This window comes from Clostridium tanneri (assembly GCF_033659955.1).
Lineage (GTDB): Bacteria > Bacillota > Clostridia > Clostridiales > Clostridiaceae > Clostridium_AM > Clostridium_AM tanneri.
The window spans coordinates 312,798-327,113 of record NZ_JARUJP010000001.1; the positions used below are offsets into that span (position 1 = coordinate 312,798).

Sequence of the window (14,316 nt, forward strand, 5' to 3'; positions counted from 1 at the left end):
AATTTATCTAAAATATAGTTATAAAATTTATCTAACTAAGCTATTCATGTTACTCAAGAATATTAATTTAGTTAGCTACTTTAACCACACTATATCTTAAAACTTTATCTCCTCTTTTATATCCCTTTTGGAATACTTCAACTACTTGATTTTTTCCGTATTGCTCGTCATCTATATGCATAACTGCGTTATGGACATGAGGATCAAACTCACCTTCAGTAGAAATTTCTTCTACGTTTAGGCCCTCTAAAGCATTGTTAAATTGCTTTATTGTCATCTCTATGCCCTTTTTTAAATCTTCAATACTTCCCTCTACAGAGATAGCTCTCTCAAGGTTATCAAGTACAGGAAGGATTCCCTTTAATACATCCTCGCAGGCATCAGTATAAATCCCTTCCTTTTCCTTAGCTGTTCTTTTTCTGAAGTTATCATATTCTGCCGTCATTCTTGATAGTCTATCCTTTAAAGCTTCAACTTCTCCTTTGATTTTAGTGTTTTCATCGGATAGTTTTTTATTTTCTTCTTTTAGCACTTCCAACGTATTTTCTGCTAAATTTTCGTCTTCAGTAACTTCTGCATTCTCTGTTTCTTCAATGATGTTTTCTTCTAAATTCTCTTCAGTGCTGTTTTCTTCAGTAATATTTTCTTCAGCTACCCCTTTCACAGTTTCCTTCTGATCTTCTACTTTTTTATCGCGGTTGTTAAACATTTAGACACTTCCTCCAATCTAGTATTTTCCATCTTAAACAAGACCTATCTATCATCAAAATAAATGTGAGTCAAAATATAATTTAGCTCTCTAACAACACTAGTTAGCAAGGATATAACTTTTGAATAAGGTATTCTTGTAGGGCCAATTACTCCAATCTCTCCAAGGGGCCTGTTATTTAAACTATACACAGCAGAAACAACACTGCAATCCTGCGCTCCCTGAACGTAATTCTCACTGCCAATTCTTATAGAAAAGTTATCACTATTGCTTAATAAATCCACTATTTTATCCTTATTGTCTAACAAAGATAAGAAGTCCCGTGCTTTATCAATATCCTTATATTCAGGATAGTTAAATATATTTGTTGTTCCCTCTGTATATATTTCATTACTATCACTTTTGCTTAAACTTTCATACAACACAGGAATTATCGCACTGAATATATCTTCATATCCCTCTAAATCCATTCTCAGGTTATTTATAACCTCAAGATTGATTTGCTCACAATTTAGGCTTCTCACTCTAGCGTTTAATATATTATTTAATTTTACTAGTGCATCTCCAGTTACATTTTTACCCACTCTAATAACATTATTCTTAATTATTCCGCTATCAGTTATTATTACTAATAGAATATTATTAGTATCTATATTTATAAGCTGTATATGTTTTATGCTGCTTTTACCAACAGAAGGAGTTTTAACAATACAAGTTAACTTTGTAAGTTCTGATAACAGTGATGTAGCTTGCTTTATCACCCTATCTACTTCATATAATGCTGTATCTAAAATTTGAGTTTTTATTCTATACTGTTCTTCTGGAGTAAGACTAGGTATTTGCATCAACTTATCAACATACAATCTATAGCCCTTATTTGAAGGTTTTCTTCCTGAAGAACTGTGAAGTTGCTCTAAATACCCCATTTCCTCAAGATCAGCCATTTCATTTCTTATGGTCGCAGAACTTATTCCTAGTTCATATTTTTTAGCTATGGTTCTGGATCCTACAGGCTCAGCTGTATTTATATAATCATTTATTATAGCCTGAAGTATTTTTATTTTTCTTTCATCCATTTCCATAATATCACCTCTTTATTAGCACTCACCAACGTCGAGTGCTAATTACTATGATTAAAAAATATCACTCATGATTTTATTTGTCAATATGCTCTAGATAACCATATTTGTCTATTAAAAATAATTTTACGAATTTAAAGTGGCTAATGTTGCTTTTTCTCTAATTTCCTCTAGATATCTATAACTATTAATTTATTCACTTAGGATGAAGTCGCACATTATACTGTTAGATACTTCTATTGCCCTATTACTCAAAAATAATCTTTCTCCAGATTTAATTAACATTCCTTCCGATAAATATTTTTCAATAATGTCTCCATATACTAAATATATATCTTTCTTAAATCTAATGTTAAACTTATCCACAGAAATACCATCTATTTTTCTAAGTCCCATGAACATAAATTCTTCCATATCATCCTTTAGAGAATTTTCATGAATATCCAGCCTTAAATCATTTCCTAAGGTCATTTCTTCAATATATTCTTCTATATTTTCTGTTTTTCTATACCTTATACCGTCTACATAGGAATGAGAGCCTACTCCACAGCCTACATACTCGTCTAAATCCCAATAAACTAAGTTATGTTTACACTCCTTACCAGTCTTTGAAAAGTTAGATATCTCATATCTTTCATAACCTTCCTTTTTAAGTATCTCTACTGCCAAATTATACATTTTTCTTTCTATTTCTTCCTCAGGAAGCTGTAACTTTTCATCCTCGTACATTTTGTAGAAAGGTGTATTTTCCTCTACTATTAGGCTGTAGCAGGAAATGTGCTCTGGATTTAATTTAGTAATATTTATTAGGGTTTCTTCCCAATCCTTTAAACTTTGGTTTGGTAATCCAAACATTAAATCTGCATTTATATTGTTAAAGCCAACTTTTCTCGCTAAATGGTAACTTTCTATAAATTCGCCTACTGAATGAATCCTGCCCAGTTTGTTAAGTATAGAATCCTGCCAAGCCTGGAGACCTATACTCAATCTGTTAACTCCCATCCTTTTTAAAAACAGTAATTTTTCTTCTGTAAAAGTACCTGGATTTCCTTCTACTGTAAACTCTAAATCCTCTCTTTTATTCAACTTATCAATTGCACTTTTTATAATATTCCATCCTTCTAAAGATAAATAGGTGGGAGTTCCCCCACCTATAAATATAGTCTTTATTTTTCTATTACCAATACCTTCTATATCTTTAGCCAACGCTCTAGAGTACTCTAACATATGGCCTTCTTTTCCACAGAAGGATGGAAAATCACAATATAAGCACTTTTGTTTACAGAAAGGAATGTGAATGTATAATGCAACTTCATTAGAGATGGTGTTACTTTCATTGTTAGAGTTCATAAATACACACTCCTTATTAAATTTATTCCTCTGTTTTTAATACTGCCATAAATGCTTCTTGTGGAACTTCTACACTTCCAACCTGTCTCATTCTCTTCTTTCCTTCTTTTTGTTTTTCAAGAAGCTTTCTCTTTCTTGATATATCTCCACCATAACACTTTGCTAATACATCTTTTCTCATAGCTTTAACCGTTTCTCTAGCTATAACTTTTGCACCAACTGCTGCCTGAATAGGTATTTCAAACATTTGTCTTGGAATAATTTCCTTTAACTTTTCTGCTATACCTCTTCCTTTAGCGTAGGCTCTTTCCTGTGGAACTATCATTGATAAAGCATCTACTACATCACCATTTAGCATTATATCTAATTTAACTAGCTGTGCTTCTCTATATCCTGATAGCTCATAATCTAAAGATGCATATCCTTTAGATCTAGACTTTAATACATCAAAAAAGTCATAGATTATTTCATTTAATGGAATTTCATAGTTTAAAGTTACTCTTGTTGTATCTATATACTGCATATCCTTAAAGGTTCCACGTCTATTTTGTGCCAAATCCATAACTGGTCCAACATAGTCAGATGGAGTGATTATAGATGCTTTTACTATAGGTTCCTCCATATATTTTATTTCCGTAGTTTCTGGAAGATTAGTTGGATTAGTAAGTTCTATAACTGTACCATCAGTTTTTCCTATCTTGTATATAACAGAAGGCGCTGTAGTTATAATATCTAAATTAAATTCTCTTTCTATTCTCTCCTGAATTACATCCATATGTAAGAGACCTAAAAATCCACATCTAAATCCAAATCCTAATGCTATGGAAGTTTCTGGTTCAAAGGATAATGCAGCATCATTTATCTGAAGTTTTTCCAAAGCATCCTTCAGTTCTCCATATTTTGCTCCATCTACTGGATAAATACCACTGTATACCATAGGAACTGCAGGTCTATATCCTAGCAGTGCCTCTTCTGCTGGTCTTTTCGCTTCTGTTACTGTATCGCCGACACGGGCATCTCTAACATTCTTTATGGAAGCTGTAAAATATCCAACATCTCCTGCTTTTAATTCTGTTACTGGGAGATATGTTGGTACAAATATCCCTGTTTCTGTGACTTCATAAACTTTACCTGTAACCATTAATCTTATTTCAGTTCCTGGTTTTATAGTACCTTCTTTAACTCTAATATGAGATACTACACCTTTATAGTTATCATAATAGGAATCAAAAATAAGTGCTTTTAAAGGAGCTTCTTCATCGCCAGTTGGCCCAGGAACCTTTTCTACTATAGCCTCTAATACATCTTCTATATTAATCCCTGTTTTTGCTGAAACTAACGGTGCATCATGAGCTTCAATACCTATTATATCCTCTATTTCCTGCTTTACTTCCTCTGGTCTTGCACTTGGCAAATCAATTTTATTTATTACAGGAACTACTTCCAGATCATGGTCTAATGCTAAATAACAATTAGCTAGAGTCTGCGCCTGTATTCCTTGTGTTGCGTCTACTACTAGAATAGCTCCTTCACAAGCAGCTAAGCTTCTAGAAACTTCATAGTTAAAATCTACGTGACCTGGAGTATCTATAAGATTTAAAATATACTCCTCTCCATTAGGTCTCTTATAAACAAGTCTTACCGCCTGAGACTTAATGGTTATTCCTCTTTCTTTTTCAAGCTCCATGTTGTCAAGTACCTGTTCATTCATTTCTCTTTCAGTAAGGGTACCTGTTTTCTGAATTAATCTATCTGCAAGTGTTGATTTGCCGTGATCTATGTGAGCAACTATAGAAAAATTTCTTATGTACTTTTGTCTTTCGCTCTGCATACTATCTTACCCTCCATTTACTAGTTAACAATTTAAAAGATTTGCAGAAACTTGCAAATCTTTCCTTTATCCTTAAGATTATAAATAGTCATAGTAAATTATAACACAACAAAACTATAGTGAAAAGTAGATTATGTTTACACTATTGCTATAACTTGTTTGCTATAAAACCTTACTTACCTCTATTTTGAATAACCTCAGTTATTTTATCTTCAGCATTTTTAAATACTGTTGAGGTTTTATCTACAAAGTTAGAAACATTTTGATTCATGCTTTTTTCAATATTATTAAGCAGCTTTGCAGAGCTGTTTTTTATATTTAAACCTACTTTTTTATTTATGTATAAAGAATAATCTCCCATCTCAACTCTAAAGTCAAAGGGAAGAAAGTTATAGTTTATTTTAAATGAGGATCTGTCCTTTATAAATTTAGGCATACCTGCATTTACTACAATGAAACCATATACTACTATTACAAGGCTTATTACCATAACTATTATCATATTCTTTTTCTTCATAAGAAAAACACCCCCAAATGTAATTGGAAATTGAGAATACTATTAAGTATTCCCAATTACTAACTACTTATTCAGGGCTTCTGCAATTAACCTAGCCAAATATTTAGCTGATGCCTTGGATTCGTCAATAGTATTTATATCTGCTCCTACTTCAACTAAGATGGCATTATTACTTTTATTCTGGTTAAAATATCTGGTGCCATAATTATAGTATATAACACCTCTGCAAAATCCCGGAAATAACTTATTGGAGGTATCTATAATTTTATTTGCAAGGGCCATATTTTTACTGAAATGAGGGTTCTTCTTTGCCATTACTAAAGAGATTTTAGCTACGTTTTCACCATTCATCTTCGTTGTAATAGCTTTTTTATCTTCTACAGAATCTCTATGCAAATCTATTATAAGCTTAAAGTCTCCATACTTCTTTAAGTTTTTATCAACAGTAACAGCAGATCTAGCGTAACTCTGGGTATAGGCCTCCGCATCATGTACTGTTTTATCATCTACAGCTGAAATACCATAGTTTGTTTGAAGTTCTTTTACCAATTCATCGCCTACCGCAACTACATTTTGTGTATTATCAGTACTTATTGGTTTACCTGGTTTATAACCTTCAGTGGTATGTGTGTGATATATTAGAACCTCTGGCTTGTTAGTATTCAAGGTCTTTTTGAGACTGGAGTCATATACAGTAACCTCTTTATTTGGCAGGTTAACATTTTCGCTGCTATCGGCAACTGTTTTGTCTGTATCCTTTGAAACTTGTTTATCGTCAAGCTTAAAATGATTAAAGTCTACATTTGCAGTTTCCTCAGCATTAACACTCTCTAGTCCTATAAATGCCATCTCCTTGCCTAAAACTGATTTCGGATTATTTAAATCCAAGCCAATGGCAGCTAGTGCAGTCTGACTAATAGAAAATCTGTTTTCTGCCATATCATCCTCATTAAAAGAAGTAGCCTTTACCGCTGGCATAGCATAGTTAAGTACCTGAACATAAAACATATTCCTTTTAACATTGCTGCTATAGTTATTAGCTCTTACCACACAGGGCAAAATAATTATTAAAAGCATACTTACCATTAAGACGAATATTCTTACCTTAACATCATTTTTTGAATTTATCCTTTTGTAATTCAATTAAAACACCGCTATGAAAAAATTCAAAGCAGTTCCCCCCCTTCTTCAAAATGTTATTATTAACATATCCCACTGATATATTAATTTATATGAAGGGGGGAAGTAATATATTACCAGTACTATCCTAAAAATCTATTAATATCTTCTAAATCTAAAGCTGGCTGCAATGCTATATTTATTCCATTAGCTATTACTTTTGATACGGATTCAACAACAACGTCCACTTCCTTAGGAGTTACCATAAGATTTCCTACATAAGGTTCTAGGAGGCTTTGGATCATTCTTTGCTTTTCATTCTTATCTATTGACTTTAGCATATCGTAAAATTCTGACCCTTTTGTAGATTGGGCTACCATTTCATCTAATACCATATCTATAGTATCATTAGCCATAGTTGCAGCATCAACTACTGTTGGCACTCCTATAGCTATAACCGGTATGCCTAAGGTCTTTTCACTTATTTCCATTCTTTTGTTTCTAACTCCTGACCCTGGGGAAATACCTGTGTCGCCTATTTGAATAGTAGTATTTACCCTCTCCATTTTTCTAGAAGCTAAAGCATCTATGCATACTATTAAATTAGGCTTTATTTTATCCACTATACCTCTTATAATCTCACCAGTTTCCATACCTGTAAGGCCTAAAACCCCTGGAGCTATAGCACAAACTGGCCTTATACCTTCATCTATTTGATCAGGTATTAACTGCTTTAAATGTCTTGTTACCATTAATTTCGAAACAACTTTAGGCCCTAATGCATCTGGAGTTATGTTCCAGTTTCCTAATCCTACTACAAGAGCTGTCATACTATCATCTAAATTTATCATTTCAGATAAAGTTTTTCCAAGAACAGTACTTACTTCATCCATGGTATCCCCATCATAATGAGTAAACTTTGGCATATCTATAGTTACATATGTACCTTCTGGTTTTCCCATAGCTCTAGCGCCAACATCATTTAAAATCTTCACTATAGTTACCTTTACATCTCCTTCTTCCTTCTCTTCAGATTCAACTCCCGGTATATTACTGTTTTGTCTTTGATATATTTCCTTAGCCTCAACAGCTAAATCTGTTCTTATACTAAACATAGTTATATTCCCTCCATTTTATAATGATTTTTCAACATAATTTTTAATATTAGGTTTTCCTACTTTACAGTTCATATTCTGACTTTTTAACGCAAAAAAAACACTTGAAGATTATAACCTTTAGTGTTATAATATCATTTGTTGAATAAACGAGACTCACTAGCAAAAATTCCCCAAAGCTGATGAGACCCTATAAAACTATAAGGGGGTGAAACTATGGCAAATATAAAATCAGCACAAAAGAGAATAAAAGTTACTGAAACTAAAACTCTTAGAAACAGAATGATTAAATCAGCATTAAAAACTACTGTAAAGAAGTTTTTAGCTGCTGTTCAAGCTGGTAATGCTGAAGAAGCTAAAACTACTTTTGTAGCTGCTGTTAAGGCATTAGACATGGCTGCATCAAAAGGAGTACTACATAAAAATAAGGCAGCAAGAAACAAGTCAAGATTAGCTGCAAAGTTAAACAGCTTAACTGCTTAATAAATAAACCGGTTTGTATAAACCGGTTATTTATTTTGCTATCCAGCAATAGTATTTATTATTAATAGTTCCATTTCAGTTTTCTCATCTACAGAAGAACTTTTCATCTTTCTCTCTGCAATTAAACAAAGTTCTATAGCACGCTTAAGCTGCTTTAATGTAAACTTCTTGCTCTGACCCATAAGCATATCACAGGCATATTCTGATTTAATATTTAAAGCTTTCATTATTTCCTGCTTACTTTTCTTATTCTCAATATTTAGTTTTACTTTAAATAATAAATTAAACTGCCTTTCAATCATATTCAAAATATAAGGTATTTTTTCTCCCTTATAAATAAGTTCATTTAGAACCTCTAGGGCATCCTTTACTCTCTTTTGAGATATTGGATTTACTAAGTCAAATATATCATCATCATTAGCTTTTAAAAATAGAGTTTTAATATCATCCTTAGTTATCTCTCTATCCTCAACATAACAGCAAAGTTTCTCAACTTCATTTTCTATTATGCTTAGGTTGTTATCCTCCATTAAACTAGAAAAGGCTCTTAACTCCACCTTTCCAATTTTTTTATTTCTTACTTCAAAAAAGCCTTTTATTTTTCCTTCTAATTGCTGTCCCCTTATTTTATCAGCTTTAACTACAGTAGCCTTCTTATCTAACTTATACAGCCTTTTGCCCGGCTTATCCCTTTTACCTTTAAAAACATCGTATAGAATAAGTATACAATGTGCTGGAACATTATCTACATATTCTAATACAGCATTAAAAGCCTTATCCCCTGAAAATTTATTACTTTCTCCTCCATCATCTTCTATAAAAGAAGCTCTATACACTAAAACTACCTTTTTATCGCTCATAAAAGGCACCGTTTCACAGGCATTTACTACAGCATCAAAGCTTTCAAGAGAGTTTCCATCAAATTTTAAGTAGTTTAGTTCTAAGAAAGACTTATCTATAGCCTTATTTATTATAGATTCAATGCCCTCCTTTATAAGTTGCTCATCATTTCCACAGAAGACATAACAGTTTGATATTTTATTTTTCTTAATATTTTCATTAAAAGTACCTATATCTAACATCTATGCACACCTCAAAATTATCTAAATTACCTGACCCTTTCTCAATAAAGTTTAACTACTCTATTAAACATTATAACATATAGGTGGCAGTTTTCCTTATAATCATCATATCCATTTCTTAGAGAATTACTTAATCTGCTGCCTTGTGAAAAATTTACTGTGTCATAAGAATTAAATACCGCCAAATCTTTCCCATTTGTACTATTGTTTATAAACATAAATCTTTCTTTGCCGCTATAAATACAAAGGTTTATTTTTTCATGGTAAGGAATCACCTTTAAATACAAATCATTATTTAACTTTATATTGACCTTTTCTTTTGGGTTAGAAATAACCTTGCTTATATTCATATACTCCTTTAAATTTATGACTTCCTTGGCACTTGCCTGATCATAATTGCATATTAATATTTTATCCGCCTTATAATTTATAACAACAGCTTCTCCCTTAAAGAAATCCATGTGATAAACCTTCGGAATAAAGCTATAATTTCCACAAAACATAATAAGCAGTACAAAAATCGGTAGATATTTATATTGTTTATACCCTCTTTCATATAGCAAATATGATATATAAATTATAATTAAAGCTATTCCCTCCATATATCCTAAATAACTTACAGGAGGACATAGCCTTAAAATCAAATAGTTTGCACCTTCAATTGCAGTAAACATTAAATTTAGTATTGCACTAAAAAAACTAAATATAGGCTTTATAGAACCTACTAGTAAAGCTAAATTACCTACAATAACTATCACCGAATACATAGGAAGCAGAAATAAGTTTCCTAGTATAAAACCTCCACTAAAATTTTGAATAGTAAAAGCAGTATACGGTACTGAAAATATTTGAGAGCTTAAGGTTACACTTAAACTTTTATTTATCATTTCAGGCATTCTGTGCATCATCCTTAAGAATTTTTTATAATATATTAATATTCCTAATGTAGCTAAAACTGATAAAGTAAAACCTATATCTAGTATGTAGTATGGTTTAATAAAGAGGATAAGTAATGCTGCAAAACTTAAGGAAGATACACCATCATAGTTTTTACATACTGTTTTTGACAGCTTAAATATCAGTATCATTATAAAAGCCCTTACAGTTGATGCCTGAAGGCCAGTAAAAAGTATATAAATAAAAGAAACTACAATTGAGCATCTTAATCCTATTACACTTTCTAATACCTTATAAATAATGGCCATGTGAAACCCAGAAACACTGACAGCATGAAATACTCCCATCTCCTGGAAATCACTTTTTTGACTTTTTGTTAGATACTCGGTATCACCGTAGCAAAGAGACATTACCAAGGCTGCTTTTTCTTCACCAATACTCTCCTTATAACTATAGTATATATTTTTCTTTATATCATATAGGGTATGTATAAAGTCCTTTTTATAGGGAGTATATTTTTCAATCTTATATGTTCCAATTATTCCTCTTGAATAATTGATTTCTTTTTTAAACTTACCACTGATTAATAGTTTTTGCCCCTCTTTTAGCTTTGTTATCTTTCCATTTAATATTAATTTTCTTCCCTTATAATTTGCTATATAGTAATACCCTTTGTTCTCTATAACTCTCACCTCTACAGAGTTTGGAACCTTTAAATCAAAGTACATCGTATAACTTAATGCTCCTAGTAAAAAGAAGAGAATATTTATAATAAAAAATTTCTTATCTAAGGTAAAAAAGAATATAGCAAAAAGAGATGCAGTAATAACTGCACCTGCTATAACACTCTGAGAAAGCATTAAGGTGGAAATACAGCCTATAAACAGAGAAATAGCGTAATATACGATAGGTCTCTTCATTGTACAATACCTTCCTTAGATAACATAGTATTATCCAATTCCAGCATTAAATTAATATTATGAGTCTGCGAATCTATTTCCATTTCTCTTAAACGAAGAATTTCTTCTTTACCTCTCATTGTAAAATACCTCTGTACTATATCTTCCGCAAACTCCTTAGTTAGACTGTCATACATTGAAAAATAATCAACTTCAGGGATGTTTAAGAATACTATATTGCTTCCCTTTATTGCAGTATAAAACACATTTTGGAGCATTTCATTTCCCACCTCCTATTGATATTCTATCCAACAATAGAAGGCTTAGTCATAATACTCATCTTTATTAAACTTATGAAATAGTGATATTAGCAACCAGACAACTGTTGCTATTCCTATGTTTATCCAATAATCTCCACTTAGAAAGATTTTCATATCTGCAGCAAATATCAAAATAGAAAATTGAATAATTAAATTACATAATATAAGTACATTAGACAATCTGCTTTTAAAAAATAACTTTTTAGAAAAACTATAAGTAAAAATTACTGCATTTAAATTCAAAACAGTAAAGGCCGCGGTTTTGGAAAATTCCACTCCTTGAGAATAGGTAGATACAACAACTGCAAAAGCAGTGGCTCCCATTAGTAATCCATTAGATATAATAAAAGTCATCTTTTCTTTTATTATGTTTTTATCTATAACCTGGTTTACACAAGGCACTTCATGCTTGTACTCCCATAACAGTACTATAGAGGATATAAATACTATTATGTTATTGAACCAAAAGACTTCCTGCATAACAAAAGGTATTTCATATTTCCATAGAGAAGATAGCATTATAAAAGCTAACATAGAGACACTACAGGTAAGAACATAGACTATCACTTTCCTAACCATAATCATTACTTTTCTAGCATCCTCTAGAAGATCAAGAAGTTTCATAAAATCTGTATCTACTAGAAATATACCTGTCAATTTTTTAAGTATATTACTGTTAGAAGTTGTTATGCCTACATCCGCGCTTCTTAGAGCAGGTAAGTCTATCAACTTAGCTCCAATCATAGCTGTAGTATATCCATAGCTGTTCAATGTTTTTATTATTTTTACCTTATGCTTAGAATTTATTTTTGAAAAAACGCTTATTTTTTCCCCAATACGGCCAAATTCTTCTTCTGCCATATTGTCAATCTCTATACCAGATAAAATTTCACGGAGCTTTGATATTAGTCCCATTTTTCTTCCCACTGCAAGAGCTGTAATTTTATTATCCTCAGTTATTATCACAGGTTTTACAGACAAGATCTTACTCTTTTTAACGGAATTTTCAGCTTCTTCTTTTAACAAGTTTTCAAATCCCATTAGTCCAACAAATACTAGATTACTTTCAATATTTTCCTTAAGACTTGGCTCATAATTAAAATTTCTATAAGCAAAGCCTATAACAGATAAACATTCGCCTGACATAACTATATCTGCCTTTTTTATAGCATTTATATCATCTTCTGTTATTTCTATCTCTATACCATTCTTCATTATATGAGTGCACCTAGCTAACAAGGAGTCTACAGCACCTTTGACATTTGCTCTAAAATTTTCATCTAATGCATTTATTGTAGTCACTATTCTTCTTTCACTATCAAAAGGTATGTGAAGAACTCTTCTATGCTCTCTATCCAACTTCCTTTTGTCCAGACCACTTTGCATCCCAAACTTGACAAGAGCCACTTCCATTAGATCATTTCTTGGGTTTGACAATTTTCCTACGTTAGTTTTTGTATCATTGCATAATAAGCCTATACTAGCTATTCTATACAGGTTTTGATTTTTCTCTTCATCTATATTTTCAAATACATTTTCCTCATTCGCATCAACAATTACCCCACTTGTGTATATCTTTACAGCCCTTACCTTATCCTTTGAGAAGGAGCCTACTTTATCTGTACAAATGGCAGATACAGATGAAAATTTTTCTAAGGTAGATAGGTCTTTAAAAATCACAGAACTTTTCTCCATTTGCTTAAATAGAATAGTAGAAATAACAGTTATTATTAAGACTATACCTTGCGGAATTCCCCCTAACAAAAATATAGCAGAGGTTTTTACTATAGTTTCTACTGTAGCTCCTGAATAGACAAGAACTCCATTGATACAAAATAAGCACATGAATATAAGTAAGGTAAAATGATTTATTAATTTGTGTAATCTGTAATTAAAAGATGGCATCTCTGCTTTTTTATCAAAAAGTAATTTAACTACACTAGCTATCTGAGTACTCATTCCAACGGCTATAACAATTCCTGTTCCACTTCCATTTACAACTACGGAAGACTTAAAAAGAATATTTTTCATATCAGATAAGGTTAACTCTTTATCCTCTACTTTCGTCTCATATTTTTCTGCTATAAAATTCTCTCCTGTAATAGAAGTTTCATTTACCCTTAGTTCATCCCCTTCTATCACCCTTAAGTCTGCAGGAACACTTTCACCTCTTCCTACAATTACAATGTCACCTACTACTAACTCTACAGCAGGTATTTTTAAGGTTCTTCCTTCCCTAACTACTCTAGCATATCCACTATTAAGCCTTTCAAGTTCCTTTATTCGTTTTTCTTCGTTATATTCACCAATAACTATACATGAAATATTTATTATCAATATGGTTAGTGCTGCTGCTGCTAATAAAAAATTTTCCATGTATAGAATTAAAAGAATAGAAACAATTGTTAATAAGATCCACAGTTCTTTTATTTGTTTTAAAGTAAGCTTATATATGCTTTTTGTTTTTGGTATAACTATTTTATTTTCACCATACTGAGCTCTATGGGTATTTATCTGTTCTTCGTCAAGTCCTGAATAGATGTTGCTTTGTAACTTTTTAACAACCTCACTCCATGGATTACCGTACCATTCAATCATAAACTTCACCTTTCCGTATTTTAAATGGATAAACATTTGAATATTGGATTTATATCCCTTTTAATATTCGTGATTATACACCAAGACTTTAGTAAACTTCAAAGCCGCTAAGACCATTAATATTATTATAATATATGCTGCTCTAAAGTATCCAGTGTGCACATTGACATAGATATCATTATATGTTAATATCATTAAAAATATCTAAAATATTCCATGTCAGTATTTTTAAAAAAATGCATTTCTATAAAGTTTAAAAATCATTTCTTTAGCATAAGATATATAAATTTAATTATAAAAATTCTTGAAAGTGGGGG

The 14,316-nt window shown here is 31.5% G+C and carries 12 protein-coding genes; 1 reads left to right on the plus strand and 11 read right to left on the minus strand.

Going from position 1 to position 14,316, the window contains the following annotated elements; translation table 11 throughout:
• Window positions 1-67: 67 nt before the first annotated feature.
• From grpE to gpr, 7 genes are all read right to left on the minus strand, one after another.
• Window positions 68-709 (minus strand): nucleotide exchange factor GrpE, encoded by a 642-nt coding sequence (grpE, locus tag P8V03_RS01465; protein ID WP_318796497.1) that lies wholly within the window; start codon window positions 707-709, stop codon window positions 68-70.
• Window positions 710-753: 44 nt separating this feature from the next.
• The gene (hrcA, locus tag P8V03_RS01470; protein WP_318796498.1) at window positions 754-1,791 is read right to left on the minus strand and encodes a heat-inducible transcriptional repressor HrcA; all 1,038 of its coding nucleotides are present in this window, start codon (window positions 1,789-1,791) and stop codon (window positions 754-756) included.
• Between the two features lie 189 nt (window positions 1,792-1,980).
• Entirely contained in the window at window positions 1,981-3,138 is a 1,158-nt protein-coding gene (hemW, locus tag P8V03_RS01475) for a radical SAM family heme chaperone HemW (RefSeq protein WP_318796499.1), read from the minus strand.
• A 22-nt stretch (window positions 3,139-3,160) separates the two neighbouring features.
• Window positions 3,161-4,969, minus strand: coding sequence for a translation elongation factor 4 (lepA, locus tag P8V03_RS01480; RefSeq protein ID WP_318796500.1), 1,809 nt, complete (start codon window positions 4,967-4,969; stop codon window positions 3,161-3,163).
• Between the two features lie 172 nt (window positions 4,970-5,141).
• Window positions 5,142-5,486, minus strand: a complete 345-nt coding sequence (locus P8V03_RS01485; protein ID WP_318796501.1) for a hypothetical protein — start codon at window positions 5,484-5,486, stop codon at window positions 5,142-5,144.
• A 63-nt stretch (window positions 5,487-5,549) separates the two neighbouring features.
• Window positions 5,550-6,629, minus strand: coding sequence for a stage II sporulation protein P (locus P8V03_RS01490; protein ID WP_428978957.1), 1,080 nt, complete (start codon window positions 6,627-6,629; stop codon window positions 5,550-5,552).
• A gap of 119 nt (window positions 6,630-6,748) precedes the next feature.
• A complete protein-coding gene (gene gpr / locus P8V03_RS01495) occupies window positions 6,749-7,720 on the minus strand; it encodes a GPR endopeptidase (protein ID WP_261670956.1) in 972 nt (323 codons plus the stop codon).
• Window positions 7,721-7,936: 216 nt separating this feature from the next.
• Between gpr and rpsT the strand changes: the two genes are divergently transcribed.
• The gene (gene rpsT / locus P8V03_RS01500; RefSeq protein ID WP_261670957.1) at window positions 7,937-8,203 is read left to right on the plus strand and encodes a 30S ribosomal protein S20; all 267 of its coding nucleotides are present in this window, start codon (window positions 7,937-7,939) and stop codon (window positions 8,201-8,203) included.
• Between the two features lie 38 nt (window positions 8,204-8,241).
• Here rpsT and holA read toward each other — a convergent pair whose 3' ends face one another.
• Genes holA through P8V03_RS01520 form a run of 4 tightly spaced genes read right to left on the minus strand, consistent with a single transcriptional unit; the run spans window position 8,242 to window position 13,999 of the window.
• Window positions 8,242-9,285: a DNA polymerase III subunit delta gene (holA, locus tag P8V03_RS01505; protein ID WP_318796502.1), complete on the minus strand. Its 1,044-nt coding sequence runs from the start codon at window positions 9,283-9,285 to the stop codon at window positions 8,242-8,244.
• A gap of 41 nt (window positions 9,286-9,326) precedes the next feature.
• Window positions 9,327-11,102: a ComEC/Rec2 family competence protein gene (locus P8V03_RS01510; protein WP_318796503.1), complete on the minus strand. Its 1,776-nt coding sequence runs from the start codon at window positions 11,100-11,102 to the stop codon at window positions 9,327-9,329.
• Window positions 11,099-11,359 carry a hypothetical protein gene (locus tag P8V03_RS01515; protein WP_318796504.1) on the minus strand — a complete coding sequence of 87 codons (261 nt, stop codon included), beginning with the start codon at window positions 11,357-11,359 and terminating at the stop codon, window positions 11,099-11,101. Before P8V03_RS01515 ends, P8V03_RS01510 begins: the two co-directional genes overlap by 4 nt.
• A 45-nt stretch (window positions 11,360-11,404) precedes the next feature.
• Window positions 11,405-13,999 carry a cation-translocating P-type ATPase gene (locus tag P8V03_RS01520; RefSeq protein WP_318796505.1) on the minus strand — a complete coding sequence of 865 codons (2,595 nt, stop codon included), beginning with the start codon at window positions 13,997-13,999 and terminating at the stop codon, window positions 11,405-11,407.
• Window positions 14,000-14,316: the final 317 nt, after the last annotated feature.

Excerpts from the sequence above, each read along its gene's own strand:
- grpE (WP_318796497.1), bottom strand. The coding sequence starts at position 709 with ATGTTTAACAACCGCGATAAAAAAGTAGAAGATCAGAAGGAAACTGTG.
- hrcA (WP_318796498.1), bottom strand. The coding sequence starts at position 1,791 with ATGGAAATGGATGAAAGAAAAATAAAAATACTTCAGGCTATAATAAAT.
- hemW (WP_318796499.1), bottom strand. The coding sequence starts at position 3,138 with ATGAACTCTAACAATGAAAGTAACACCATCTCTAATGAAGTTGCATTA.
- lepA (WP_318796500.1), bottom strand. The coding sequence starts at position 4,969 with ATGCAGAGCGAAAGACAAAAGTACATAAGAAATTTTTCTATAGTTGCT.
- P8V03_RS01485 (WP_318796501.1), bottom strand. The coding sequence starts at position 5,486 with ATGAAGAAAAAGAATATGATAATAGTTATGGTAATAAGCCTTGTAATA.
- gpr (WP_261670956.1), bottom strand. The coding sequence starts at position 7,720 with ATGTTTAGTATAAGAACAGATTTAGCTGTTGAGGCTAAGGAAATATAT.
- rpsT (WP_261670957.1), top strand. The coding sequence starts at position 7,937 with ATGGCAAATATAAAATCAGCACAAAAGAGAATAAAAGTTACTGAAACT.
- holA (WP_318796502.1), bottom strand. The coding sequence starts at position 9,285 with ATGTTAGATATAGGTACTTTTAATGAAAATATTAAGAAAAATAAAATA.
- P8V03_RS01510 (WP_318796503.1), bottom strand. The coding sequence starts at position 11,102 with ATGAAGAGACCTATCGTATATTACGCTATTTCTCTGTTTATAGGCTGT.
- P8V03_RS01515 (WP_318796504.1), bottom strand. The coding sequence starts at position 11,359 with ATGCTCCAAAATGTGTTTTATACTGCAATAAAGGGAAGCAATATAGTA.
- P8V03_RS01520 (WP_318796505.1), bottom strand. The coding sequence starts at position 13,999 with ATGATTGAATGGTACGGTAATCCATGGAGTGAGGTTGTTAAAAAGTTA.